This is a genomic window from Streptomyces argenteolus (genome assembly GCF_042902585.1).
Taxonomy (GTDB): Bacteria; Actinomycetota; Actinomycetes; order Streptomycetales; family Streptomycetaceae; genus Streptomyces; species Streptomyces argenteolus.
Genome location: NZ_JBIBEG010000003.1, coordinates 655,021 through 679,775 on the forward strand (window position 1 = coordinate 655,021; position 24,755 = coordinate 679,775).

The window sequence follows — 24,755 nt, forward strand, 5'->3', positions numbered from 1 at the left end:
TGCTACGGCGACGTCTTCGACGGACGTCCCCCTCCTGTCCGGGGACGCGTGCCGGGGGAGCCGACGGTGCCATCATGCCCCGTCCCCGGGGCGTACGGTTCCGGGGGCGGCACCCCCGGCGGATCGGGGCCCCGTCAGGTACTCCACTTCTGGGCGGGGTTGCCCGAGCACTTCAGCAACTGCAGGGCCGCCCCGTTGTTCCGGTTGGCGCCCGCGATGTCGACACACATGCCGACGACGGTGTTGACCAGGTCGTGGGCGCCGTTCAGCGTGAACTTCTGAGCGGCGTTGCCGTTGCACCAGGCGATCTGGATGACGGTGCCGTCGCTGAAGTTGGCGTTGGCCACGTCCAGGCACTTGTCCTTGATGCGGATGGTGCCGTCGGAGGCGAACCGCCACTGCTGCGCGGGGGCGTTGTTGCAGTCCCACACGTGCAGCGCCTTGCCGTCGCTGAAATCGTGGTCCGGTACGTCGATGCAGCGGCCGGAGAGGTGGCTCCGCAGCGAGACCGGAGCGCTGAAGGTGACGGCCGGGGCTGCGGGCGCGGCCTGGGACTTCGCACTGCCCGATCCCTGGCTGTCGCTCTTCCGCTCCGGCTTCTTCTCCTCGGCGGGCTTCTTCGGCGTGGCCTTCTGCGTGCTCTCCTCCGGGGAGGGCGCGGGAAGGTGCTGTTTCGGCCCGGCGGACGTGCCGTCGCCCTTGTCCGGTTCGGCGGCGGAGCTGGTCTCGGGCGCCGTGACGGCGAATTCTCCGGGCGCCTCCTGCCCGCTGCCGTCGAGCACGGTTCCGGCCGCCAGTGCCGACGGCTTCTCGGGGCCCTTGTCGTCGTTGCCGGCGAGCACGAGGAACGGCACCGACACGAGGAGCGCACCGGCGACCGCCGCACCGGCCAGCACGGCCTTGCCCGGACGGCCGACCGGTCCGGCCTCCTGCTGCGGCCGGCCGATCGCGGTCGCGGTCATGGTCCGCACGAGCGAGGGCAACCGGCTCTGGGCCGCGGCGGTGGCGCCGGTGTCGGAGTCGGGGCCCGCACCGGCCCGGGATGCGGGTTCGGTCCCGGCCTCCGGCCGGGTGCCGGAGGCGGCCCCGGGCCCGGTGGTGGCGGACGCGGTCGTCGTGGCTTCGGCCGTCGCGGCGGTGGCAGGCGCGGCGGCGGCAGTGGCGGATACCGGCGCACCGGTCGGCTCCGCGCCCTTCTCCGCTTCCGGCGTCGTGGGTTCCGACGGGGCGGCTTCTTCCTGGACCGGTCCCGGCGTCGCTGCGGCTTCGGCTGTCGCGGCGGCCTCGGGAGCCTGCCCGGCTTCGGCCGACGTCACGGGCTCCGCGCCCCTTGTCGCCCCCGCGGCCTGGGGGGCCCGGGCTGCCTTCGTGTCCTTCGCGGGCGCGGAAGGCGAGGTGGACACGACCGGCGTGGTGGGCGAGGCCGTCGTCCCGGCCTCGGAACCGGACTCCGCGCGAGCCTCGGGGGAGACGGAGGGGTGCTCGGTCGAACGCGTCACGGGGTCCTCCCTGTGGTGTGGGGCCAGGGTGCAGCTGAGTGGTCGGTCCGGTCCGTCGCGAGGGTCCACGCCGGAGTTCCGGCGTCTCCCGCCGCGCCGGAGGACAGGGCCGAGGCCTGGTCCACCGCGGGTACCGTCCCGCGCACGGGGGCGAGCAGGCTGTCCGCCGGGACGAGCAGCGGCGCCGCTGCCCCGGCGTTGACCAGCAACAGGGTGCCGGGACCGTGCGGTGAACGGGCCAGATCCCTCGCGGGCACGATGTCATGGTGAAGTTCCGCGGACATGAACTCGTGTGCTGATGAGGTGAACACAAGGATCATCGGCGCCCCGTCCCGTCCGGTGGCGGTGAGCGGCCCACCGTCCGGCCCGCGCATCACGGTGACGTCCGCCTCCGCGAGCGCGGCGATCGCCTCGTCGGTGGAGCCGTACCCCGTGGCGGCTCGCTGCGACGCCGCGTCCACGGGGTCCGTGGGTTCCGGCCAGCCGAGTACACGCGCGGAGGGCCTGTACGCGGGGTTGGCGCGGTACTCCCCGACTCCCCCGGTCTCGTCCGACTGCCACTCCCCCAGCACCGCCCACTCCGGCGGCGTCCGCTCCTCGGTCCACCCGGGGTCGACCACTCCGATCCAGTGACCCGGAGCCCGACGGGCAGCGGCCCGCACGGCCTCGGGTATGCCGGAGGTGTCGGCCTCGGCGTCGGTGTCCGCGTCGGCGAAGGGGGCCACGGCCGGGCCGGTGCCGACGGGTGCGACGGCCGGGGCGCCGTGCCGGGCCGCTTGCCGTTCTCCGGGCCGCATCTCCACCTGAGCTCTTGCTTCCGTACGCGTGCATGGGTGCCGAACGGCGTACGCACGCATCGACACTTGATCAGATCGGGATGCCACCAGGATGCCACACGGGTCCCGCCCGTTGGCGGCGGGGAAAGGTCCGTATCGGGCTCCCACGTGCCCGTTCTCTGCCCGGATCGGGAACTTTCCGGGACCAGTGAGGCGTCGGGGGACAAACGTGCGCCCGGTCGTGGCGGGGAGGTGCGACCGCCGTGCACGGGACGGGCTAAGTTGGCTACGCCATCGGCTACTTCGGCGTTCCCCGCCTTCCGTCCGCACGCCCGGAACGTGGGCTCCTGGAACTCCTCGCAGCTCGTATGGTGTCGGATCGGCCTGCGGCCGCCACCGCGCCGGACCACGGGGAAGCCGACGACGGGGACCGGGCGGAACCAGGCCTCTCGACGCGGCACCGACCAACGCACCCTGCCCAGCCGGGGGTTCGCCCGAACCCGGCCGCCCTACGGGCCCGTGCCCACCGAGCTCCGCCACCGAGGAGGAGTACCGCATGTCCCCCCAGCACCAGTCCCCCGGCGCGAACGCGGCGACGAACCCGGCCCGCACAGGGGAATCCGGTCCCGCGCCCGTCGAACCGGATCAGCACGCTCCGGGCGCGGCGGCAGGCGCCGACCCGGAGTCCGGGATCGCCTCACCGCCCGCCAAGGGGGCGGAGTCCGGCAGCGCCCTCCCCACCGGAGAGCCCGAATCCGGCACCACCGCCGGAGAGCCCGGCACGTCCGGGGAGACGCAGCCCGGGGCGCCCGGAGCCACCGGGGAGAGCGAGGCGCCACCCACCGCGCCCGCAGCCGCCACCCCGGCAGCGGCCGGCAGTGCGGCCTCCACCACACCCCAGGGCACCGGCACCGGCGATGCATCCGCCAAGGGCGCTGCGGCGGCATCCGAGGAGGGCGCTGCGGCGGCATCCGAGGAGGGCGCCACCCTGGCGGCGGCCACCGTGGCGACACCTCCGGCCGTCACGTCGGGTACGGGCGTCCACGGCGGACGTCCGCGCAAGCCCGTTCTGGCAGCGGCGGCCGTCGTCGGCACCGCCCTGATCGCGATCCCCCTGCTGCTGGTCGGGAGCGCGAAGGACGAGGGCCCCCGCGACTCCGGAGGACCCGCGGGGGCGGGTGCCGGCACCGTACTGAACGCCGAGCCCGCGCCCGCCGCCCTCGACGACTTCGTGACCGTGCCGCCCAGCGCGTCCCCGACCAAGGCGAAGCCGAAGAAGAGCCCGGCCCCTGCGGCGGTGGCCCCCGTGCCCGTGGCGCCCGCGCCGGCGCCGGCGCCCAGGAAGAGCAGCCCGGCCAAGAAGACTCCACCGCCCGAGCCCAAGGCCTCCCCCGCACCGGAGTGGGGTACCGCGACCGTCTCCGCACCCAGCGTGCTTCAGGTCAACCAGGCCTGGACGACCAACCGCATCCGCATGGTCATGCAGCCCGACGGCAACCTCGTCGTCCTCAACGAGGAGGGCAAGCCGATCTGGGCCGCCATGACCTTCGGGCAGAACCACCGGGCGATCTTCCAGCCGGACGGCAACCTCGTCATCCACAACGGCGACGACCGCCCCATCTGGGCCTCCCGGACCCACGACCACCCGGGCGCCCGGATGATCCTCCGTGCCGACGCCAAGGTGGTCATCGTGGACGGCGGCGCCGTCATCTGGTCGACCTGAGGCCCATCCGCCGGCCGGCGCGGCGGCTCGCACGAGGGCTCCCGCCAGTTCGCCGGGAAACGTGTCGGTACCCGGGCCGGTGCGCTTCCGGGCCGCCGTGGTCAGGGGGCGAGCAGACGCTCTCCTTCGGGCAAATTCCTCGGCAACCGGTGCGAGGGGACAGGGGCCGTCGGGCGCCTCGTACCTCCGGTCGCCCCCCGGCGTCCCCGGATCGGGCCCGGCAGCCCAGGTGGCGAGGGAGGTCCGGTGCGTCATGAAGCGCCTTCGGCCGTCGAGCGGTGACATCCTGGGAAGGCCGTGCGTGAGGGCGTCTTCGTGCGAAGGGACCAGAAGCGTGGACCGTGTGAGGGTGATCGGTGCGGGGGTGATCGGACTCACCACCGCCGTGTGCCTGGCGGAGACCGGCGTGGACGTGGAGGTGGTCAGCGACCGGCGGCCCGGCGCCACGACCTCCGCAGCCGCCGGCGCGATGTGGGACCCCTACTTCGTGGAGCCCGCCGACCAGGTCGAGCGCTGGAGCCGGGTCACCCTGTCGGTGCTGAGCGGACTCAGTGCCGACCCGGCGAGCGGTGTCCGGCTCGTGGAGGGTACGCAGCAGTCCTCGCTCGCACGTGAGCTGCCGTCCTGGGGCCCTCTGGTCGGCGCACGCCCCTGTCTTCCCGGCGAGCTCCGGCCCGGTTACGTCACCGGGTGGCACTACCGGGCACCGCTCGTCGACATGCCCCGCTACCTGGACCACCTCATGGGGCGGCTCCTGCGGGCCGGAGGGCGTCTGAGGTACCACCGGCACGCCGACCTCGACGAAGCCACGGACGGCACAGCCCGCGTGGTGGTCAACTGCACGGGTACGGGAGCGCGGGCACTCGCGGCCGATCCGCTCGTGGAGGCGGTGCGCGGCCAGCTCGTCGTCGTCGAGAATCCCGGCATCGGGTCGTTCTTCTGCGACGACACTCCCGGCGCCCCTCTCACCTATGTGTACCCGCAGACGGACACCGTCGTGCTGGGAGGCACGGCGGAGCCGGGCAACTGGGACCTGGAATACGACGAGGAGGCGGCCCGGCGCATCCTCTCGCGCTGCACGGCCGTCGAACCCCTGCTGAAGGGCGCCCGGGTGCTCGGGCACCGGGTCGGGCTGCGCCCGGCACGCCCCCGCATCCGGCTCGAACCGGAGCCGTACGGCGACACCGTCGTCGTGCACAACTACGGACACGGCGGCGCCGGGCTCACCGTGTCCTGGGGGTGCGCCCACGAGGCCGCGGAACAGGCCCGGCGGGCCCTGCGGTTCACGCCCTGATCTGCCACTGCCGCCGGTGCTCCGCGATGCCCGCCTCGGGGCCCTGACGTACGAGATAGAGCCATGTGCGGGCGGCCAGCGTGGCGGCCAGGGCGGCGGTCCAGGGCCAGGTGACCGTTCCCGTGGCCACGACCGCGGCCCCCGCCGCCGGGGACACCGCGGTCAGCACCATCAACGCCGCCTCGATCCTGTTGTGCCGGAAGCGCCGGGCGATGGAGAACTCCGACCGCTCGTAGCCGAGGATCGCGACGCCCAGGACGACGGCCAGCACCATGGTGGTCCAGGGATTGCCGCTGACCTGGGCGTAGGTGACGGGGAGACAGATCAGGAACGGCAGCACGCCTCCGTATTCGGACAGCACGTTGCCCCATTTCATGATCTTCCCGAAGGAGTTGGCCCGAATGCGGGCCAGCTCTCCGGAGGCACTCGCGTAGACGATCAGGGAGAGCAGCGTGCTGAACGTCGCCCCGATGAGGAGCAGCCGCACATCGTCGGGGAAACGGCTCGACGTGAGCGCGAAACCGAGGATGAAGGTGATCGCCGCCAGCAGCGATCCCGAGAAGGCGATTCCGGCGGCGGCCTCCCCCGACTGGAGTGATGCCGGGTCCCCCCGTTCGAACCGGGCTATCTCGAAGGCGGGTTCACCGGCGAGCGAGACCAGTGCGGTCACTGCCTGGTCGGGGGCCGAGAGCGAGTCCACCAGTTGTTCCATGGCCACGACGGGAACGAGGTGCCGTGCGTCGGGGTCGATGTATTCGCCCCGCAGCGTGTACTGGTAGTGGATCTGTGGCTCGGTGTCCGCTCCCCGTTTCAGCAACCGGGTGCCGATGAATCCGCCGGCCAGCAGGAAACGGGCCGCCTCCAGCTCCGCGACTCCCACGGCGGCCGAGATCATCGGCCGCTCGGCGGGATCGCTCGGCGTCCGCTTCAGCAACTCCCCCAGCAGCCGGGATCCGATGCCCTGGCGGCGCATCCCGGAACGGACCGCCACGGCGAACAGGCGCACATGCCCGGCCGAGGGCGCCTCCGCAGCCGCACAGCCCACCAGTGCGCCTTCGGCCTCGGCCACGTGCACCAGCCCGCGCGCCACCGCCTCGGGGAGCAAGCTTGCCGGATCGAGCGCGTCCGGCCGGCAGCCGGCCAGCAGGGTCCACAACTGGGGCAGATCATCCGCGGTCGCCGACCTGATGGACACCAGCACCATGGCTCTCCGTTCCGGGGGTTCGGCCGTGGGCCGGGCTGGGTGACTCCACGCCCCGCCCGCACCGGGCGAGGACACGGCGCACACCATGATGCGGGTGCGAAACCCCCTCGCGCCAGGGGCAGTTGACGGCCGTACGCCCCGTGGAAGCGGCCCGGCCCACCGGTTCCCCCTCCGGACGGCGTACGGGGCCGGGGAGCAGCGGACGGACAGCCGCCGGCGCCCTGCCTTTCGGCCGCGGATCTCCGGCTTCTGCCTCCGGAGCGACCCGGTACAGTGCGCGCGTGGGCAGTCTGGCCAGTCGAGGAGGGACCGCGTGACCGGCACCAGCGAGACCTCGTCCGTGGACGGTGGGGCGCGCGCTCCCCGGCGGAGCCGGCTGCGCCGCCTGATGCGCTGGATCCCGCTCATCGCCCCCGTCCTGCTGTGGGCCGTTCCCTGCTGGGTTCTGCTGCACGCCGGCCAGCACTGGCCGCTCCCCGTCGCCCTGGGCGGCACCGTCGTGTTCCTCCTCGGTCTGGTCGTCATGCCGCTCGCGATGGCGCGGGGCCACGGCCGGCGTCAGCAGGACGGGGCGGCGATCATCGGCGACAGCCTGCTCGGAGCCGGCTGGGTACTGTTCACCTGGTCCGTGCTCCTCGGCGTCCTGCTGCGCCTCGCCCTGCGGGTGACCGGCGTGGGCGACGGGCAGGACCGGGCCCGGATCGTCACCTGGGTGGTGCTCGGCGTGGCCGCCGTGCTGCTCGCCTGGGGATACGCCGAGGCCCGCCGGGTGCCACGGGTACGCCGAGTCGACGTGACGCTCCCGCGCCTGGGAGCCGGCCTGGACGGCACGCGCGTCGTCCTCATCACCGACACCCACTACGGCCCGCTCGACCGCGCCCGCTGGTCGGCTCGGGTCTGCGCGAAGGTCAACACCCTGGACGCGGACCTGGTCTGCCACACCGGTGACATCGCGGACGGCACGGCCGAGCGCCGCCGCGCGCAGGCCACTCCGCTCGGCACCGTACGAGCCGCCCGCGCCCGGGTCTACGTCACCGGTAACCACGAGTACTACAGCGAGGCCCAGGGCTGGGTCGACCTGATGGGCGAGCTGGGCTGGGAGCCGCTGCGCAACCGCCATCTGCTGCTCGAACGCGGCGGTGACACCCTCGTGGTGGCCGGCGTGGACGACGTCACGGCCGAGTCCTCCGGGCTGCCCGGCCACCGGGCCCACCTCGCCGGAGCGCTGGACGGCGCCGACCCCGACCTGCCCGTCCTGCTCCTGGCCCATCAGCCCGCGTTCGTCGACCGGGCGGCAGCCCGCGGCGTCGACCTCCAGCTCTCGGGCCACACCCACGGCGGCCAGATCTGGCCCTTCCACCACCTCGTCCGCATCGACCAGCCCGTCGTGGCCGGCCTCAGCCGCCACGGTGCCCGCACGCTCCTCTACACCAGCCGCGGCACCGGCTTCTGGGGCCCGCCGTTCCGCGTCTTCGCACCCAGCGAGATCACCCTGCTCGTACTCCGCTCCCCGCGCCAGCCCCTCGCCCAGCCCTGAGCCACCGCGGCACCGGGCAAAAAAATCATGGCCGTGACGTCAAGAGAACGACGTGCTGCCGCCTCTCTCCTGTGAACGGCCACCGCGCCTCCTGAGCGCCACCGGCCCACGATGCACAGGAGGTTGGACGGTGGAGCTCGCTGCCGCGCTGTTGTCCACGGTGGTCCCCCTGGTCCCCGCGCTCACGCGCTGGCTGGACAGCAAGGCGCTTCGCAACCGGTCCTCGGCCCGGGCCGAGATCATCCGTGCCCGGGCGGCCGGCCGGGCCGGCTCCCGGGAGACGGGCGCGGCACGGGAACCGGAGGCCGGCAATGGCTGATCACGACGTGCTGTCCGCCGAGGCCCTGGGCGCTCTGTACGAGAACTACCGGACCGCCCTGACCCGCACGGCTCGGCGGGCGCTCCTCGCCCACGGCGTGCCGGAGTCGGTCGCCTCGGCCGAGGATCTCGTACAGAACGCCTTCGCGACGGTGCTGCGCCACCCTGCATCCGTGCGGCACCCGGTCAGCTACCTGCGCGCGGTGATCCGCACGGAGGCCGCCGCCCTGGCCCGTCAACAGGCCCGGCACGGCGACCTGGAGGCCCGGCGTGCGGCCGATCCGCTGCGCTTCGACCCCGCGCAGTGCGCCGACATGGCCACGCTGGTGGCCAACCGCTGTGCCGTCGAGCAGGCCATGGCCGGTCTGACTCCCTCCCAGCGCACCGCGGTATGGGCGACGAAAGGGCTGGACCGCACCCAGGCCGAGACCGCGGTCCTGATGGGGAAGGCGCCGGGCACGGTCGCCACCCATGTCTCACGGGGCATGGTGCTCCTGCGTGCGAGCCTCGTCGCTGCCGTGGTCGCCGGCACCGTGTGCGTGGTGGGGCGTTTCGTCGCCGATCCGCTGCGCCACACCCTTCCCGCGAGGGAGCCGGGCGGGGGTTCCGGCGCGCCGTCCCCACCGTGGTGGCCGGGGGACCTGCTGTCAGCCCTGTACGCATACCGGCCGGTGCTCGGCGTGCTGTCACTGGTGGCCGCGTACGGCATCGCCCACCGGCTGTGGGGGCGCTTCAGGGCTCTCGACAGGTCCGGGACGCGGCTCGGCACCTGGTGGGGCCTCCGGCGGACGGAACGGGCCTGGCAGAGTGCGACACGGAGCCTCGGACTGCCCTTCACCGCACGGGAGATCACCCGTGACGCCGTCGTGTTCGCGGCCCCGAGCGACCTCTCCGCCCGAGCCGTGTCGGGGGGTGCGGAGGCGGTCACCATCCTGATGGAACGAGACCTCCGCCGCGCCGTGCACCTGGAACGGTCCGGAGGTCCCTCCTCGCGGCATGGAGGCCCCGGCACGAGCCGGCTGCGGGAGGCGTTCGACCTGACCGGTTGGTCCAGGGGCGAACTCGCCAGGCTGGTGAACCGGCGGGCAGCGTCCGCGGGACACCCGGAGGTGGCCACCGATGCTTCACGGGTACGCCGCTGGCTCGACGTGGCGATTCCACGCGATCCCGTACCGCGGCTGCTCGCCGAACTGTTCTCCGAGCGTCTGGGCCGTGTCCTGACTGTCGAGGATCTCGGCCTGGCTCGCCCGGCGGGCCTGCGAGCGCGCCATGACGGTGCGGACCCCTCACACCCCTGGCCACTGCCGTGGGCGCCCGAGCGGACGGTTCCGGTGCTCACGGAGTTCTCGGGCACGGACCTCGTGCTCGACCGCCGCGGCCTGGTGGTCGCGAGCACCTCGCTCGACGCCGGCCGACCGGACGGGACGTCAGGGAGCCGCCCGACGAGGACCGTCCCGTGGGGCCCCGTTCCGGGGGAATCGCAGGCCTGAGCGCGGCGCGCCCGCTGCTCTCGGCCCACCACGCCGGTCACGCACCAACTCCCCCGAGAGTCCCGCCCGGATGAGCGGCTCGCGCCCGGACTCCGCTTCCGGCGGCGAGGGTTCCGTGGGGCTGCGGGAGCGGTCTGCGAGGTCCAGGGCTTCGGTGCGGCGCAGCCGGACGGCACCACGCCGTCCGGGAAAAGCGGTTCCGTCGGCACCCCCTGATTTTGAAAAAGCTCTGGCGTTCACACCGGGCCTGTGCTCATCTGGTGACACAGAGAGGCTCATCTTGTTTCATTGTACCGCCGAGCAGCCGCAGGACTGAAGGACTCGAGGAGGAGTTCCGGGCTATGGATGGACTCAGCAGGCGCAAGATGCTCATGGCGGGAGGGGCCTTCGGGGCCGCCGGCGCGTTAGCCGCGGCGTCCCCGGCCGGAGCGCGTTCCCTGTGGACCTGGGCGCCCAGCGCCTCGGTGGCAGGCACCGGAGAAGGGCTCGACCCGCAATGGGTGTGGGACGACGAGGTGGACCGGCTGATGGCCTCGGTGATCGACCGCGGGGACGTTCCCCGGGTGAACGAGCTGCTGCGCACCTGGACCCGTAACGACCAGGCGCTCCCGGCCGGACTCCCGCAGGACGTGCACGACTTCATGGAGCAGGCCCGGCAACTGCCCTCCTGGGCCGACCGGGGCAAGCTGGAGAGGGCGGCGGCGTTCAACAAGTCCCGGGGGTTCTACCTCAATCTGCTCAACGGCGTGGGCGGCGGGATGCTGAGCACGGCGATCCCGAGGGAGGCGCGGTCCGTCTACTACTCCAAGGGCGGCGCCGACATGGAGGACCGCGTCGCCAAGACGAGCCTGCTGGGCTTCGCCATCGGCGACCTGAACGCCTACCGGCCGGACGGCGACGTCATCGTGCACGCCGTCAAGACCCGCATGGTGCACGCCGCGGTCCGTCACCTGCTGCCGCAGTCCCCGGGGTGGACCCGGACCGGCGACGGCCAGAAGATCCCGATCAGCCAGGCCGACATCATGGTCACCTGGCACAGCCTGGCCACGTACGCCATGCAGAAGCTGGTCGAATGGAAGGTCCCGGTCCCCGACGCCGACGCGGCGGCGTACCTGCACGTGTGGCAGGTGACCGCCCATATGCTCGGCGTCCGCGACGAGTACATCCCCGCCACGTGGGACGCGGCCAACTCCCAGTCCGAGCAGGTGCTCGACCCGATCCTGGCCTCCACCAGGGAGGGCGTCGAGCTGACGGACATCCTGCTGGGCCAGCTCGCCGAGCAGACCAGCCCCGGCGGCATCGACCGGCCGCTCGTCGACGCGCTGGCCCGGTTCCTCGTGGGCGACCGGGTCGCCGACATGGACGGCATCCCCGAGGAGGCGTTCTGGGGAAAGGTGATCGCCACCGTCTGGCCGAAGCTGATCGCCTTCCGGGAGAAGCTGATCCCCCTGCCGCTCGTGCCACCCCTCGCCTGGACGATCGACGAGGCGGCCCGTCAGTACATCCTGTTCTACCTCACCAAGGGGCGGGGCACCCGGATCGAGATCCCGGACACCAACCGCCCCGATTCCCGCTGACGTCGCCCAGGGGCGTACACCGCCACTCCGGCTGACGTCACCCGCGGCGCGTGCGGCGCCGCTCCACCGGCACCCGGGCCACGCATCTCCGGTACCCCTCCCCGTGGTGCCCACCGATCAGGACTCGAGAAGGAGCTCGGAAGAATGGACTCGTTCAGCAGGCGCAAGATGTTGATGACAGGCGGGGCCCTCGGAGCCGCCGGGGCGCTGGCCGCGGCCTCCCCCGCGCACGCCCGGTCCCTGTGGACCTGGTCGCCCAGCGCGTCGGTGGCCGGAACGGGCGCGGGCGTCGACCCGGAATGGGTGTGGGACGAGGAGGCGGACCCGGTGCTCGCCTCCGTGATCGACCGCGGCGACGTCCCCCGGGTCAACACCCTGCTGAAGCGGTGGACCCGCAACGACCAGCCCCTGCCCGACGGACTCCCCGCGGATCTCAAGGAGTTCATGGAGCACGCCCGGCAGATGCCGACGTGGGCGGAGAAGGCCAAACTCGACCGCGCCGCCCAGTTCAGCAAGACCAAGGGCATCTACGTCGGCGCCCTCTACGGCCTCGGCAGCGGTCTGATGAGCACCGCCATCCCCAGGGAGGCGCGCGCCGTCTACTACTCCAAGGGCGGCGCGGACATGAAGGACCGCATCGCGAAGACCGCGCGGCTCGGCTACGACATCGGCGACCTGGACGCCTATCTGCCGCAGGGCTCCATGATCGTGACCGCCGTGAAGACACGCATGGTGCACGCAGCGGTACGCCACCTGCTGCCCCAGTCCCCCGGGTGGTCCCAGACGAGCGGGACCCAGAAGATCCCGATCAGCCAGGCCGACATCATGGTCACCTGGCACAGCCTGGCCACCTTTGTCATGCGCAGGATGAAGGAGTGGGGTGTCCGGGTCAGCACCGCCGACTCGGACGCGTACCTGCACGTGTGGCAGGTGAGCGCGCACATGCTCGGGGTCGCCGACGAGTACATCCCCGCCTCGTGGGACGCCGCCAACGCCCAGTCCAAGCAGGTGCTCGACCCGATCCTCGCCCACAGCACCGAGGGCGAGGCACTGACGAACGTGCTCCTCGGGATCGTGGCCGAACTCGACGCCGGCCTGACGCGCCCTCTGATCAGCGCGTTCACCAGGTACACGCTCGGCGGTGATGTCGGCGACATGATCGGCCTGTCCAAGCAGCCGGTGCTGGAGAAGCTCATATCGACCGCGTGGCCGCTGCTGGTGGCCTTCCGCGAAGGCCTGGTCCCGCTGCCCGCCGTCCCCGCCGTCCTGTGGACACTGGAAGAGGCGCTCCGCAGGTTCGTCCTGCTCTTCCTCGCCGAAGGACAGCCCATCGCGATCGACATCCCTGACGTCAACCGCCCGTCCTGAGCGGCCCGGACCACCCACCGCCGGTGCGCACAGCCACCTGACGCTGCCAGGGGCGGCACCCTCCCCCGCCCCTGGCAGCCCCACCCACCACCCCAGCCGGAGCCGAACCGCACCATGCGACCACCCACGAGATCGCGCCGAAACGGGACGCCGGGACCAGTCCTCCGTCAGACTCCCGGACAGACGACGCCCGCAAGGGCCCACGGGAGAGGAGACCGACGGTGAACGCTGACGACCGTGCGGCCCAGCCGCAGCCCGGGAGCAACACCTTCGACAGACGCAGGTTCCTGGGATTCGTACTGGCGGCGCCGACCCTCGTGACTGCCGCCCAGCTCGTACCCGCCGAGCAGGCCGAAGCCGACGTCCCCTCGGCCGACATCACGGAGCTGGTCGACCTCAACGATGTGATGACCTTGGCGGCTCTGCCGACCTCGGGCCTGATCACCGTCCAGGTCAACACGGACGGCACCGTGTCCTTCGCACTGCCGCGGGCCGAGGTGGGGCAGGGCATCACCACGTCGACGGCCATGCTGATCGCCGAGGAGATGGACGTGCCCCTCGACAGGGTCCGGGTCACCCTGGCCGACGCACGGCCGGAACTCGTCTTCAACCAGCTCACCGGCGGGTCCAACACGACCGTCGCGACCTTCACCCCCATCCGGGTCGCGGCAGCCGTCGCGCGCGGACGGCTGCTGGAGGCCGCGGCGGTGGCACTCGGTGCGGCCGTGACGGAGCTCACCGTCGAGGCAGGCGTGGTGACCGGCCCCACGGGCCGCAGCATCGGCATCGGCGCGCTCGCCGAGAAGGCCGCTGCCGTACGGACCCAGCAGGTCACCGCCGAACTCAAGCCGGCCGAGCAGTTCACCGTCATCGGCACACCGCAGCGCCGCATCGACGCCCTGGACGCGGTCACCGGACGCAAGAAGTTCACGATGGACCTCGCGGTTCCGGGCGCCCTCCCGACCATGGTGTGCCGTCCTCCGACGATCAACGGAAAGGTCGGAGCGGTCGCCAACGCCGAGGAGGTCCGGGCCATGCCGGGCGTCACCCACGTCGTCGTCATCAGCAGCGGCGTGGCCGTCCGCGCCCGGACCTTCGGCCAGTGCATCGACGCCGTACGCGCCTTGAAGGTGTCGTGGGGGCCGGGCAGTGCGCAGGGCAAGTCCGACGAGACCGTGCTCGCCGAACTGAGGGCCGCGGAGCCTCCGCTCGGACTTCCGCCGCTGACCCCGAGCGTGGAGGCCCGGTTCACCTTCCACTTCCGCAGCAACAGCGCCCTGGAGACCAACTGCGCCATCGCGGACGTGCGCTCCGACCGCGCCGAGATCTGGTCCGGTCTCAAGGCACCGATCGTCGCCAAGGAAGCGATCGCCGCCAAGCTGGGGCTGCCGCTGGGAGCGGTGACGGTGCATGTCACCGAGAGCGGCGGGTCCTTCGGACGCAAGCTCTTCTTCGACGCCGCCCTCGAAGCCGTCGAGATCTCCGAGAAGATCGGCAAACCCGTCAAACTCATGTGGCACCGGGCCGACGACTCCCGTCAGGGACGTACGCACCCCATGGCCACGTCCCGCGTGCGCATCGCCTACGCCGGGAACACCGTCCTCAGCTACAAGCAACGGCACACCAGCGTGGCGACCGACCTCAGCCATGGCTTCGGAGAGATCTTCACCGCCCTGGCGGCGAAGCTGCCGGTGGCCGACCTCGGATTCTCCGAGACGTTCTTCCAGCTCTCCCAGTCGATGCCGTACAACTTCGGTGTCAACAGCCGGCTCCTCAACGAGACCGACAAGGGCTTCAACACGGGCAGCATGCGCAACGTCTACTCACCCGACGTCACCTGCGCCCGGGAACTCCTCATCGACCGGCTCGCGTCGAAGATGGGCAAGGACCCCTACCGGATCAGGCGCGACTTCCTCAAGGACGACCGCGCGATCGCGGTGCTGGAGAAGGTCGCCGAGGCCGGGCGCTGGGGCCGGGCCATGCCGGCCGGTACGGCGCAGGGCATCGCACTCCACACCGAGTACCACTCGGCCAGCGCGGTCCTGGTGGAGATCGACTGCCGGCCCGGGACCGTCGGCCGGCCGATCCGGGACGGTGTCGCGGGCCCACGCGTCACCAAGGTCGTCCTCGCGGTGGACGCCGGCCTCACCGTCAACCCGCGTGGTCTGGAGGCGCAGATGATGGGCTGTGCCATGGACGGGATCGCGCTCGCCCTGACCTCCAGCCTGCACCTGCGCGACGGGTACTTCCTGGAGGCCAGCTGGGACAACTACTTCTACACCCGGCAGTGGAACACTCCACCCGAGCTCGACGTCATCATCATGCCCGACACCACCGGGAAGCCCGGCGGGGCGGGAGAGCTGGGTGTCGCCGCGTCCATGGCCGCGGTCGCCTGCGCGTACGGCCGCGCGACCGGCACGATGCCCACCACCTTCCCCATCAACCACGGCACGCTCTCCTTCGAACCCAAGCCGGTCGTCCCCCCCGTCCCCCAGTCCCCGACCGATGGCCTGGACCACGCCTTCTGATGTGAGGAGCCCTTTCCGTGCCCGAGCACACATTCCGCCTCAACGGCGAGCAGGTCACCGTCGACATCGCCGACGACGTCCGGCTGTTGTGGGTGCTGCGCGACATCCTGGGTGTCACCGGCCCCAAGTACGGCTGCGGCATCAACGTCTGCAAGGCCTGCACCAGTCACCTCAACGGCAGGGCGGTCAACCCCTGCGCGATCCCAGTGGGTGAGCTGAACCCGGCCGACGAGGTCACGACGATCGAAGGGCTGCCGGCCACGGTGGGCGCCGAACTGCACCCGATGCAGCAGGCCTGGCTCGACATGGACGTGGCCCAGTGCGGCTACTGCCAGCCGGGCCAGATCATGGCAGCGGTCGCGGTGGTCCGCAGAGCGGCCGAGGAAGGCCGCGAGATCACCGACGCCGATCTCGACGGCATCCGCAACATCTGCCGCTGCGGCACGTACGTACGGATTCGCGAGGCGATCAAGGCGGGAGCCGCGCGCATGTGACGGGAACACCGGTCACCCGGGCCCGGGCCCCGCGCATGTGACGAGACCCCGGCCGGCTCCGCGTGCGAGGGCCGGCCCGGAGGGGCGGTGAGCCTCCCGGGGCCGGCCCCGGAGGGGCCATGGGCCTCATGGGGCCGGCCTGCAGGCATACGGGGGCCAGGGACGGAGTGGATCTGCACGGCGGTCCAGCCGGCCCTGTGGGAGTACGACTCGTAGCAGAGCTGTTCGGCGAAGCCGACCGCATCGGACAGGGAGCCGTCCGCCCTATGAGCCGTCAGGGGCAGCGGCGAGTGCGTCGCCCTCGGGGGGCGGGGGCAGGCGGGCTCCACACTTCGATCAGGTGCCAGAAGGCGTTCTCGTCCACGCCGGAGGTCATGGCGCAGCCGTGTGACAGACCACCTCGCACCCGCCTGCCGGGCTGAAATCGGCTGACTGGCGAGGCAGTTGCCGGGAGGCCCCCCTCTGGCCACGCAGTGGAGAGACGTCCCGGACGAAGCGGTCCCGGGAGGGGTGGCCGCCGCACGCGGGAACGGAGTGCCGGTCGGATTCGCGTTGCGCCAGATGCCCGCCGAGTGGGCTCACGGCGTCCGGATGTCCGACGTGACGCCTTCGAGCCGCGTTCGCCGGTCGCGGGAGATGTACATGCGCCACTCCTGCTCCCCTGCAACAGCATCGCGCAGGGCCGGAACGTCAATCCGCGGCAGGCTTGGCGGCGGATGGGGCTGATGGGGTGGATGGGGTGAGGATCTCGGTGACGGCCTGGTCGAGGGTGGCGGGTGGGTGACCGAGGACCTGCTCGAGATCGTCGGTCTGTCGCTCCAGTGCGCCGGCCCGAACCTGGTCCTCGAGCCAGCCCTGGGCACCGGGCGCGCGGCCGTTCCGGTCTCGGTGGACGACGGGCCTGCCGGAGATACGACTGAGGGCGTGCGCGAGCTGGTGATAGGTCCACAGACTGCCGGTGAAGTCGTAACCGCGGCCGAGGTGGCGGTCCTCGGTGAGAACACGGGCGGCGGCCTCGGCGAGTTCGCTGCGGAAAACGGTATTGATGCCACGCCCGCCGGTGCCGCTGGCCAGTTCACCCGAGGTGACGGCGGCGCGCAGACCCGCGTTGAGGAATGCCTCGCTGTAGTACGGGTGGCGCACCAGCGTGTGGGGAAGTCCGCTGGCGGACAGGGCGCGCTCGGTGGCGTGATGAGCTGCGGTGACACCGTGGGCCTGAGTATCGGCACCCAGGAAACTGGTGTAGACGATCGCCCCGACACCGGCGGTGCGGGCCGCGTCGATGGCGGCCTGGTGCTGGCCGGCGCGGCGGGAGGGTTCCAGCTCCGGAGAGGAGATCAACAGCAGCCGGTCGGTTCCCTTGAACGCGGTGCGCAGCGTTGCCGGGTCGTCGTAGTCACCGAGGCGGACACGGACCCCGCGAGCGGCGAGATCCGCGACCCCTTCGGGATTGCGCACCGCGGCAACGATGCGATCAGCGGGGCACCGGGCCAGCAGCTGGTCGATGACCAGGCGCCCGAAAGCCCCCGAAGCGGCCGACACAACAATCATTTACAACTCCCTCACCGTGGTGCAGCCGTCGCCGGCACGGCGGTTCGTGACCGCTCGGTCCGGACGTCCGGCTCACCATCGAGGAACAGCGAGCCGCGCGTCAAAGCCTTTTCCGACCCCCACGATCCTGAGTCTCGACGGCAACCACCGCTCTGCGAGTGCTGTGACCGCATCAGGTTCACCGGGCTGTGTGCGGGTCCCCGGGGTGAGTGGGAGTCCGCCCCGGCGGATGCCCGTCCTGCTGCGGATCCGGTGGCGTCCCGCCGGGTGGTGCTGCCGCTCACGGCACCGGAAGCTGCGGGCCGGCGATGGTGGTTCGACCGAGCGAATGGATTCAACTCTCCTCAGCGGGACGCCTCGTGGACTCAGCTGCGTCGAGATCGTCAGCAGCATCGCGCGCGACGGCGCACCACGTTGGTCTGCCCCGCCGCACGATCTGATGCAGCCGCGGCCCCTCCTGGCCGGTCAGCCCGCGCGCACGGCCGCCGCGTCTCCAGCGGTCGGAACGGACGTCACCGCATCTCCAACCGCCACGCCGACCGACCCGGCGAAGCCCTGCGGTCACAGCACCGGAGCAGGCGCAGCACCGCGTGGACCACTCTCGTCACCCCTCAGCTGGACCCCGGCCGAGGGCGGCGGGGCGATTACCACTCCTGGAGAGCTCGGCGCACCCCGTTCGGGGCCCCGCACCCCTCGTTCGGGGCCCCGGACGGCTGTGCACAGGGGTGTCGGGCCGTGCGAAACAGGCCGTATACGCGGGGAGCCGCGCGCGGAAGCCACCACAGCGCCCGCCGACGTCCCCCTCCGGAGACCCGTCCACCGCCGTGCACGAACGGTCCGGGTCCTCGCGCGGCAGGGCCCCACGGCACCCGGGCGAGCGGCGCGGGAGGCGATCGCCCTCTGTCAGCGCCCGCCCCCTGTCAGCGCTCGCCCGCGAGGTCGACCTCTTCACGCTGCACCGATGCCGCGTCCGCAGCGACCGGGCGACGCCACGGGTGCGCGATCGGCGCCGACACCGCTCGCCACCAAGCTTCCGAGGGCAGCTCTCCTGCCGGCTCGAACGGCTCGCCCGGACGGGGGAACGCCACCGGCTGTCCCGCCTCCTCCCCGGCGTCCTTCATCCACTCACCGGGCTCCGACCACGGATGCGGGGCGAGGTTGAAGGTGCCCCAGTGGATCGGCATCAGCGCACCGTGCGGCCGGCCGCCCTGGAGGTCCAGATGCGCTCGCATGCCCTCGGCAGGCGTCATGTGGATGTCGGGCCAGAACTCCGCATAGGCGCCGACCTGGATCATCGTCGCGTCGAAGGGCCCGTGCTCCGCCCCGATGTCCTGGAAGCCGGAGAAATAGCCGGTGTCGCCGCTGTGGTAGACGCGGTGCTCAGGGCCGGCGGCGACCCAGGACGCCCAGAGGGTGTGCTGCTGGTTGCGCAGCCCTCGACCGCAGAAGTGCCGCGCGGGCGTCGCGGTCAGGCTGACGCCCGCGACCTGCACGGTCTCGTTCCAGTCGAGCTCGTGGATGCGGGCCAGGGGCACTCCCCAGCGCTCCAGGTGGGCGCCGACGCCCAGCGGCACCGCGAAGACCGTGTCCGTCCCCACCAGGCTCCTGATCGTGGGGAGGTCCAGATGGTCGTAGTGATCGTGCGAGATCACGATGACGTCGACAGGGCCGAGCGCGGCGAGCGACAGGGGGACGGGGTGGAGCCGTTTGGGTCCCGCGAACGCGAAGGGGGAACAGCGCTCCCCCCAGACCGGGTCGAAGAGCACCCTGCTGCCGTCGATCTCGGCGAGCACGCTGGAGTGACCCATCCAGGTCAGGCGCAGCCCCGTCGCGGGCGGCGCGGAGAGGTCCGCCAGCGTCGTGGCGTGCACCGGAACCGTACCGAGCGGGGATCTGCGGGTGCGCTCCTCCTTGCGGAAGTACCCCTTGGCGAATTCGATCATGGAACCCGACGGCCTGGTCCGGGCGCCCGAGGGGTTCTGGAACACTCCGTCGGCGAAGTTGGGCGATCGGCGGATGCGCTCCATCCGCTCGCCGGCGGGATCCGCCCCGAAGGCGTCGGGACGCAGGGAGCGGAGTCGCGTGCGGAGCGAGGGCTGGCTGTCGGCGCCGGTCACGGCATCTCCTGAGGGAGTCGGTGTCGTCTCATTATGTCCGGGAGGTCCGGCGGAGCGAGGGCTCGCAGGTGAACGGCGGACGCCCGCGCACTCCCCCGGAGCCTCCGTCCTGGCTCCGCGAGGTCAGGCACGCGGCTGCCCGTACACATGCTCGATCCGGAGGGTCAGCACCACCCTGCGGTCCTGGACCATGGCCCGGCGGTAGTCGTCCCAGTCCGGATGCTCGCCCCGGACGTCGCGATAGAGCGTGATCAACTGCTCGACCGTCGCGTCGTGCGGGTCCTCGGCGGGCGGCGTGAGCTCGGCCGTGGCGTCGGCGACGGACCAGGCCCAGCGGTCGTCACTGGTCACGTGGTAGCTCGCGCGGGGGTCGCGACGCAGGTTACGGGTCTTGGCCCGGCCCTCGGTGATGGAGACCCGGATCACCCCTTCGGCGGGGTAGTAGGCGTGGTTCACGTTCGACAGCTGGGGCCTGCCGTCGCGCTTGAGCGTGACCAGCACCCCGCCGTCGTGCTCACCGAAGAGCTGGAGCAGCGCCGCACGCTCGGGTTCGAAGTCCGTCATGCCAACTCCAACGTCCCTGCCCGCCGGAGGATTCCGCTCCCGGGGTACGAGGGTCGCGTATCGGCCAAGGCCACGTTGACAGGCGCGGCACCGTCTTCAGATACTGACCGGCTGTTCAGTACGCCCGTCCGCGAGACCCCGGAGATCCAGGAGCCCCCCCTGATGGCCGCCATTCCGATGACCGACCCCTCTCCCGCCCCGCTGGTCTCACTGACCTGGACCGACCACATCACCGGTACCAGGGGATATCTGGTCGTCGACCGGCTCGTACGGGGTGTGTCGAGCGGAGGGCTGCGCATGCGGGAGGGCTGCACCCTCGCCGAGGTGACCGGGCTCGCCCGTGGCATGAGCATGAAGGAAGCTCTGCACTTCGACGCCGACGACGCCGGCGCGCGCTACATCCCGCTCGGCGGCGCGAAGGGCGGAATCGACTGCGATCCTCGCGCCCCGGAGGCGTACGGGGTCCTGGTGCGCTTCCTCCGGGCGGTGCGTCCGTACGTGGAGAACGTCTGGACCACGGGCGAGGACCTCGGTCTCAGCCAGGACCTGGTGGACCGTGCGGCGGCGGAGGCCGGGCTGGTCTCCACGATCCAGGCGGTCTACCCGCTGCTGCACGACGAGGCGGCGGCCCGCGGGCGGCTGGCGGACGCGTTCGCCCTCACGGTGGACGGGATCGGCCTCGACGAGCTTGTCGGCGGGTGCGGAGTGGCGGAAGCAGCGCTCGTCGCACTGGACCGGGCCGGCACGGACCACCGCGACGCCCGGGTCTCGCTCCAAGGTCTCGGCACCATGGGCGGGGCGACGGCACGCTTCCTCTCCCGGGCGGGCCTCACCGTGGTCGCGGTCGCCGACGTCAAGGGCACGATCGCCAATCCGGCAGGGCTGGACGTCGAGGCCCTGCTGGCCGCGCGGGACGCGTACGGGACGGTGGACCGTGGGGTGCTGCGCGAAGCGGACCAGGAGCTGCCGGCCGACGCATGGCTCGCCGCCGACGCCGACGTGCTCGTTCCCGCCGCCGTGTCCTACGCCGTCGACGCGTCGAACCAGGCGTCGATCAGGGCACGCTGGGTGGTCGAGGCGGCCAACATGCCCGTGCTGCCGGAGGCGGAGGCTCTGCTCACCGCTCGGGGGATCACGGTGCTCCCCGACGTGGTCGTGAACTCCGGTACGAACGCCTGGTGGTGGTGGACTCTGTTCGGGGACGTCGGCGCCGACGCGGAAGAGGCGTTCGGACACACCCGCCGCTCGATGCGCGTCCTGGTCGGCCGGGTCCTGGAGCGCGCGGAGGCGGACGGCAGCACCCCTCGGGAGGCGGCCCACGCGCTGGCCGCGGAGCGGCTGCCGGTGATGGCGGAGCGGTTCGGCTGGTACCGCTGACCCTCTCGGCACCGGGCGGCCCGAGGGCCGGCGGGGGACGTTGGCTAGGGTGAGCCCGTGGCGAGAGTGCGGCTGAGCGTGGCGGAGCGTCGTGAGGAACTCCTGCGCGCTGCCGTCGAACAGATCGAGGTGCGCGGCGTCGCCGCCGTGCGGATCGCCGACGTCGCCTCCGTCCTCGGGGTCAGCAACGCGCTGGTGCTCTATCACTTCTCGTCCAAGGAGAAGTTGGTGGCCGCCGCGTTCGCCTACGCGGCCGAGGCCGACCTCGCCCACCTGCGCAGGCTGCTGACCCGCCGCACGAGCGCCGTACGGCGGCTGCGTGCCGCCGTTCGCTGGTACGCACCGACGGGCCAGGCCAAGGGCTGGCGCCTGTGGATCGAGGGCTGGGCGTCCTCGCTGCGTGATCCGACGCTGCGGGAGGTGGCGGGTGATCTGGATCAGCAGTGGAAGGCGGAGCTGGCCGAGGTCATCGAGGAGGGCGCCGCGGGCGGCGAATTCCACTGCGACGACCCGATGTCCGTGGCCTGGCGCCTCACCGCGCTCCTGGACGGCCTGGCGGTCCAGATGACGTCGTACGCGGGCCCGCTCTCCCGGGCCACGATGCTGCAGTGGGCCGAAGAGGCGCTCGCCCGCGAACTCGGCATCGACCACGCGGTTCTGACCGCCTGAGCGGAAGCAGGGGGCGGCCCAGCGACCGCGCACAGACGGACCCTGCCGTCTGAGCCCGCACCCCCAGCGGTCCGGGCGCGTACCTCCGGGGCGCGCCGACCTACCGCAGGTGGTCGCGGCACCGGTCAGGTCTGGCGCACCGGGGCGTAGACCTCTCCGTCGAGCCCGAAGGTCCACGCGACTCCCTCCTTCGCCGTCCTCGTCCTGGGCGGGACGCGCAACCAGTACGTGCGGTGGGTGCCGTCCGGCTCCGGGGTGGAGTTGACGACCTCGACCATCACGACGTCCTCGTCCCCCTCCATCGCGATGCGCCAGAGGATGCCCGTCTCGTCGCGGTGCACCGGTTCGGCGCCCGATTCGGCGAGATAGCGGTCGTAGCCGTAGTACTCCAGCATCACGCGGCGCAGCTCCGCGTTCTCCTCGGCACGGATCCGGTCGGCCGTCAGACCGGCCAGCCCGTCCAGGAATTCGACCGGCACGGGCATCCCTCGCCATGCGTACAGGGCGAAGCCGTCGGGGTAGGCCAGCGCGGGGCCGTCGCCCCGGTCGAGCCGTCCCGCCTCGTCGCGGTGGAGGACGGCGGGACGTTCGCTGATGACCACGGCATGCTCGTACGGCCACCACCAGCCGGCGTTCCTCGCGACCTCCGCCAGCCCTGTCAGCCGGTCGCCCCGTCCGTCGAAGGCGGCGAGCCACGCCGCGTCGTGCTGTCCCAGGACCGCGTCGAGCAGCACCAGCCGTATGTCCGCCTCGTCCTCGGGACGCGTGGCGAGCTCGGCCACGATGCCCGTCCGTATCCGCTCGGCGAGCCCCGCCGTGGTCTCCCACAACTGGGCGCCCGTCGCGGACCACAGCGACGACCAGCCCGCCGGGCCCAGTTCGTCGTACATCCGGCGCCGCTCCTGCGCCCAGGGGCGGGTGCGGACCTCCTCACGGACCGACCGCCCGGCGCCGACCAGCTTCTCCACGGCTTCGACGGCCGCCTTCGGCGAGTCCGCCCAGATGATGCGCTCCGGCTCGGCGAGCCCCGCACTGCGGTAGGCGAGCCGCACCCCGGCCTCCGCCGCGCCCCGGTCCGCCCTGCCCGTCGCCGCCGCCACTCTCCGCCACACGTTCACGTACTGCATCGGTGTTCCCCGTCCCCTGTTCCTGTTTTCCTGCCGCACATCGCCCGGGCGCCCGCCCCTGTCCACCGCGAAGGTGTCAGTCGGCGACGATCCTGACCGCACCCGGCGCGTACTCCCGCTGGCGCACGACGCGGAACCAGCCCGTGGGCAGGGCTATCGCCGCGTGCTCCTCGTGCACCACGCGTCCGCCCTCCGGGAGATGGAGCAGCATGGGGCCGAACGGGCCCGCCTCCCGCAGGAGGCGTCCCGGCCCCTGCACGGCATGCGCGTGTCCGGTGACCTCGCCCAGCGCGAGGACGAGCCGCCCCCGCCCGTCGCGCGGTTCGCCCGGTGCGTCGAGCAGGTGAGCGGGCACAGCCGACTCCTCCGTCGCCACGATCAATACGTCACCCTGCCGGTACACAGACCTCTCCCCTCCGTCCCGGCACCCTCGTGCCGGCCACGGAAGAGACGCTACGAGGGGGGTCTGACAATCGGCCGCCGGCGGCACGGGCCGGGCCCGGTAGCGCCGTTGTCAGTGGCACTTGATACACCTTGCGGACATCAGTCGTCCCCAGTATCAGGAGCTCAGTGCCATGTCCGACGCGGACCGTCTGCACGAGTTGCTCGGCCTTCCGGCCGTCGATTTCCAGCGCGAGACCGACGGGGCGGCCCGTCCAGCGGCCGATGCCGCGGCCTGGCGCATCAGCGTCGACCCGTACGACCCCGACGAGGAGGACGTGACCTGGGAGGCGAAGTTCGGCGCCTTCCTCGACGCCGTCGACCCGTCAGGGGTCGAGGCCCTGATCATCGGGCAGTGGGGCGAGACGTACGAGGAGAATTCCTCCTATCCTCTCGGTCTCGTCATAGCCGCCGCGGACCGGCTGACCGCCCTGAAGGCGGTGTTCGTCGGCGACCTGGTGGGGGAGGAAGCGGAGATCTCCTGGATCGAGCAGTCGGACGTCACGACTCTGCTCGCCGCCTTCCCCGGCTTGACCCATCTCGGTGTGCGAGGCGGCAGCGGCCTGGAGTTCCCGCCCGTCAGGCACGCGGCGCTCCGGGCGCTCACCATCGAGAGCGGCGGGCTCCCCGCGGGCGCTCTGCGCGGTGTGCTGGACAGCGAGCTTCCCGCCCTGGAGCGTCTGGACCTCTGGCTCGGCGTCTCCGCGTACGGCGGTGACGTGACCCTGCCGGATCTGGCGCCCCTGCTCGCCGGGACGCGCTTCCCCGGGCTCCGCCACCTCGGCCTGCGCAACAGCGAGTTGCAGAACGAGATCGCGGTCGCGATCGGCGCGGCACCGGTCGTCGCGCAGCTGCGCACGCTCGACCTGTCGAACGGCACGCTGGGCGACGAGGGCGCTGCCGCGCTGCTCGAGGGGCAGCCGCTCATCCATCTCACGACGCTCGATCTGCACCACCACTTCCTGAGCGCCCCGATGGAGCGCCGGGTGGCCGAGGCGCTGGAGCCGCACGGTGTGTCGGTGGATCTGTCCGGGCGCTGCGAGCCGTGGGACAACCGCGGTGCCGAGGGCCGCTACACCGCGGTCGCGGAGTGATGAGGCG

19 protein-coding genes and 2 pseudogenes are annotated in these 24,755 nt (G+C 72.2%); 13 read left to right on the forward strand and 8 right to left on the reverse strand.

Going from position 1 to position 24,755, the window contains the following annotated elements; genetic code table 11:
- Window positions 1-134: 134 nt before the first annotated feature.
- Together ACFY8O_RS15355 and ACFY8O_RS15360 are read right to left on the reverse strand one after the other, a co-directional pair.
- On the reverse strand, window positions 135-1,499 hold the full coding sequence (locus tag ACFY8O_RS15355; protein WP_387902255.1) for a ricin-type beta-trefoil lectin domain protein: 1,365 nt from the start codon (window positions 1,497-1,499) through the stop codon (window positions 135-137).
- Window positions 1,496-2,296 (reverse strand): type VII secretion system-associated protein, encoded by an 801-nt coding sequence (locus ACFY8O_RS15360; RefSeq protein ID WP_387902554.1) that lies wholly within the window; start codon window positions 2,294-2,296, stop codon window positions 1,496-1,498. Before ACFY8O_RS15360 ends, ACFY8O_RS15355 begins: the two co-directional genes overlap by 4 nt.
- 535 nt (window positions 2,297-2,831) lie before the next feature.
- On the opposite strand from ACFY8O_RS15360, the gene ACFY8O_RS15365 reads away from it, so the two are divergent.
- Together ACFY8O_RS15365 and ACFY8O_RS15370 are read left to right on the forward strand one after the other, a co-directional pair.
- Complete coding sequence (locus ACFY8O_RS15365) at window positions 2,832-3,998, forward strand: mannose-binding protein (RefSeq protein WP_387902257.1); 1,167 nt, start codon at window positions 2,832-2,834, stop codon at window positions 3,996-3,998.
- Window positions 3,999-4,332: 334 nt separating this feature from the next.
- Window positions 4,333-5,292 carry an FAD-dependent oxidoreductase gene (locus tag ACFY8O_RS15370; RefSeq protein WP_387902259.1) on the forward strand — a complete coding sequence of 320 codons (960 nt, stop codon included), beginning with the start codon at window positions 4,333-4,335 and terminating at the stop codon, window positions 5,290-5,292.
- On the opposite strand, the gene ACFY8O_RS15375 is transcribed toward ACFY8O_RS15370, so the two are convergent.
- Window positions 5,282-6,496, reverse strand: a complete 1,215-nt coding sequence (locus tag ACFY8O_RS15375; RefSeq protein ID WP_387902261.1) for a GNAT family N-acetyltransferase — start codon at window positions 6,494-6,496, stop codon at window positions 5,282-5,284. The genes ACFY8O_RS15370 and ACFY8O_RS15375 overlap by 11 nt on opposite strands.
- Window positions 6,497-6,809: 313 nt before the next feature.
- Between ACFY8O_RS15375 and ACFY8O_RS15380 the strand changes: the two genes are divergently transcribed.
- The 8 genes and pseudogenes from ACFY8O_RS15380 (at window position 6,810) to ACFY8O_RS15415 (ending at window position 15,808) form a co-directional block, all read left to right on the forward strand.
- Window positions 6,810-8,033: a metallophosphoesterase gene (locus tag ACFY8O_RS15380; RefSeq protein ID WP_387902263.1), complete on the forward strand. Its 1,224-nt coding sequence runs from the start codon at window positions 6,810-6,812 to the stop codon at window positions 8,031-8,033.
- A 130-nt stretch (window positions 8,034-8,163) separates the two neighbouring features.
- Window positions 8,164-8,352: a hypothetical protein gene (locus ACFY8O_RS15385; protein ID WP_387902266.1), complete on the forward strand. Its 189-nt coding sequence runs from the start codon at window positions 8,164-8,166 to the stop codon at window positions 8,350-8,352.
- Window positions 8,353-8,707: 355 nt separating this feature from the next.
- Window positions 8,708-8,830 (forward strand): annotated as a pseudogene (locus ACFY8O_RS15390) (sigma factor-like helix-turn-helix DNA-binding protein); the annotation flags it as partial.
- A gap of 480 nt (window positions 8,831-9,310) precedes the next feature.
- Window positions 9,311-9,763, forward strand: a pseudogene (locus ACFY8O_RS15395) (hypothetical protein); the annotation flags it as partial.
- A gap of 419 nt (window positions 9,764-10,182) precedes the next feature.
- Complete coding sequence (locus tag ACFY8O_RS15400) at window positions 10,183-11,418, forward strand: oxygenase MpaB family protein (RefSeq protein WP_145805796.1); 1,236 nt, start codon at window positions 10,183-10,185, stop codon at window positions 11,416-11,418.
- 144 nt (window positions 11,419-11,562) lie between these two features.
- Window positions 11,563-12,786: an oxygenase MpaB family protein gene (locus ACFY8O_RS15405; protein ID WP_387902268.1), complete on the forward strand. Its 1,224-nt coding sequence runs from the start codon at window positions 11,563-11,565 to the stop codon at window positions 12,784-12,786.
- Window positions 12,787-13,007: 221 nt separating this feature from the next.
- The gene (locus tag ACFY8O_RS15410) at window positions 13,008-15,314 is read left to right on the forward strand and encodes a molybdopterin cofactor-binding domain-containing protein (protein ID WP_387902271.1); all 2,307 of its coding nucleotides are present in this window, start codon (window positions 13,008-13,010) and stop codon (window positions 15,312-15,314) included.
- Window positions 15,315-15,331: 17 nt separating this feature from the next.
- Window positions 15,332-15,808 carry a (2Fe-2S)-binding protein gene (locus ACFY8O_RS15415; RefSeq protein ID WP_145805802.1) on the forward strand — a complete coding sequence of 159 codons (477 nt, stop codon included), beginning with the start codon at window positions 15,332-15,334 and terminating at the stop codon, window positions 15,806-15,808.
- Window positions 15,809-16,498: 690 nt separating this feature from the next.
- On the opposite strand, the gene ACFY8O_RS15420 is transcribed toward ACFY8O_RS15415, so the two are convergent.
- From ACFY8O_RS15420 to ACFY8O_RS15430, 3 genes are all read right to left on the reverse strand, one after another.
- Window positions 16,499-17,359, reverse strand: coding sequence for an NAD(P)H-binding protein (locus ACFY8O_RS15420; protein ID WP_387902274.1), 861 nt, complete (start codon window positions 17,357-17,359; stop codon window positions 16,499-16,501).
- Window positions 17,360-18,279: 920 nt separating this feature from the next.
- Window positions 18,280-19,476, reverse strand: coding sequence for an MBL fold metallo-hydrolase (locus tag ACFY8O_RS15425; protein WP_387902276.1), 1,197 nt, complete (start codon window positions 19,474-19,476; stop codon window positions 18,280-18,282).
- A 123-nt stretch (window positions 19,477-19,599) separates the two neighbouring features.
- Window positions 19,600-20,040 carry a PPOX class F420-dependent oxidoreductase gene (locus ACFY8O_RS15430; protein ID WP_145805806.1) on the reverse strand — a complete coding sequence of 147 codons (441 nt, stop codon included), beginning with the start codon at window positions 20,038-20,040 and terminating at the stop codon, window positions 19,600-19,602.
- A 162-nt stretch (window positions 20,041-20,202) separates the two neighbouring features.
- Between ACFY8O_RS15430 and ACFY8O_RS15435 the strand changes: the two genes are divergently transcribed.
- Together ACFY8O_RS15435 and ACFY8O_RS15440 are read left to right on the forward strand one after the other, a co-directional pair.
- Window positions 20,203-21,417 (forward strand): Glu/Leu/Phe/Val dehydrogenase dimerization domain-containing protein, encoded by a 1,215-nt coding sequence (locus ACFY8O_RS15435; RefSeq protein ID WP_387902280.1) that lies wholly within the window; start codon window positions 20,203-20,205, stop codon window positions 21,415-21,417.
- Between the two features lie 57 nt (window positions 21,418-21,474).
- Window positions 21,475-22,086: a TetR/AcrR family transcriptional regulator gene (locus tag ACFY8O_RS15440; RefSeq protein ID WP_387902284.1), complete on the forward strand. Its 612-nt coding sequence runs from the start codon at window positions 21,475-21,477 to the stop codon at window positions 22,084-22,086.
- Window positions 22,087-22,211: 125 nt separating this feature from the next.
- Here ACFY8O_RS15440 and ACFY8O_RS15445 read toward each other — a convergent pair whose 3' ends face one another.
- Together ACFY8O_RS15445 and ACFY8O_RS15450 are read right to left on the reverse strand one after the other, a co-directional pair.
- Entirely contained in the window at window positions 22,212-23,213 is a 1,002-nt protein-coding gene (locus ACFY8O_RS15445) for a DUF6745 domain-containing protein (protein WP_387902287.1), read from the reverse strand.
- Between the two features lie 76 nt (window positions 23,214-23,289).
- Window positions 23,290-23,616: a hypothetical protein gene (locus ACFY8O_RS15450; protein ID WP_145805810.1), complete on the reverse strand. Its 327-nt coding sequence runs from the start codon at window positions 23,614-23,616 to the stop codon at window positions 23,290-23,292.
- 172 nt (window positions 23,617-23,788) lie between these two features.
- Here ACFY8O_RS15450 and ACFY8O_RS15455 point away from each other — a divergent pair, with 172 nt between their 5' ends.
- Window positions 23,789-24,748, forward strand: a complete 960-nt coding sequence (locus tag ACFY8O_RS15455) for an STM4015 family protein (RefSeq protein ID WP_387902289.1) — start codon at window positions 23,789-23,791, stop codon at window positions 24,746-24,748.
- Window positions 24,749-24,755: the final 7 nt, after the last annotated feature.

Bases quoted from the DNA above. Each gene is read 5' to 3' on its own strand.
- ACFY8O_RS15360 (WP_387902554.1), bottom strand. From the start codon at position 2,296: ATGCGGCCCGGAGAACGGCAAGCGGCCCGGCACGGCGCCCCGGCCGTC.
- ACFY8O_RS15365 (WP_387902257.1), top strand. From the start codon at position 2,832: ATGTCCCCCCAGCACCAGTCCCCCGGCGCGAACGCGGCGACGAACCCG.
- ACFY8O_RS15375 (WP_387902261.1), bottom strand. From the start codon at position 6,496: ATGGTGCTGGTGTCCATCAGGTCGGCGACCGCGGATGATCTGCCCCAG.
- ACFY8O_RS15400 (WP_145805796.1), top strand. From the start codon at position 10,183: ATGGATGGACTCAGCAGGCGCAAGATGCTCATGGCGGGAGGGGCCTTC.
- ACFY8O_RS15405 (WP_387902268.1), top strand. From the start codon at position 11,563: ATGGACTCGTTCAGCAGGCGCAAGATGTTGATGACAGGCGGGGCCCTC.
- ACFY8O_RS15420 (WP_387902274.1), bottom strand. From the start codon at position 17,359: ATGATTGTTGTGTCGGCCGCTTCGGGGGCTTTCGGGCGCCTGGTCATC.
- ACFY8O_RS15430 (WP_145805806.1), bottom strand. From the start codon at position 20,040: ATGACGGACTTCGAACCCGAGCGTGCGGCGCTGCTCCAGCTCTTCGGT.
- ACFY8O_RS15435 (WP_387902280.1), top strand. From the start codon at position 20,203: ATGGCCGCCATTCCGATGACCGACCCCTCTCCCGCCCCGCTGGTCTCA.
- ACFY8O_RS15445 (WP_387902287.1), bottom strand. From the start codon at position 23,213: ATGCAGTACGTGAACGTGTGGCGGAGAGTGGCGGCGGCGACGGGCAGG.
- ACFY8O_RS15455 (WP_387902289.1), top strand. From the start codon at position 23,789: ATGTCCGACGCGGACCGTCTGCACGAGTTGCTCGGCCTTCCGGCCGTC.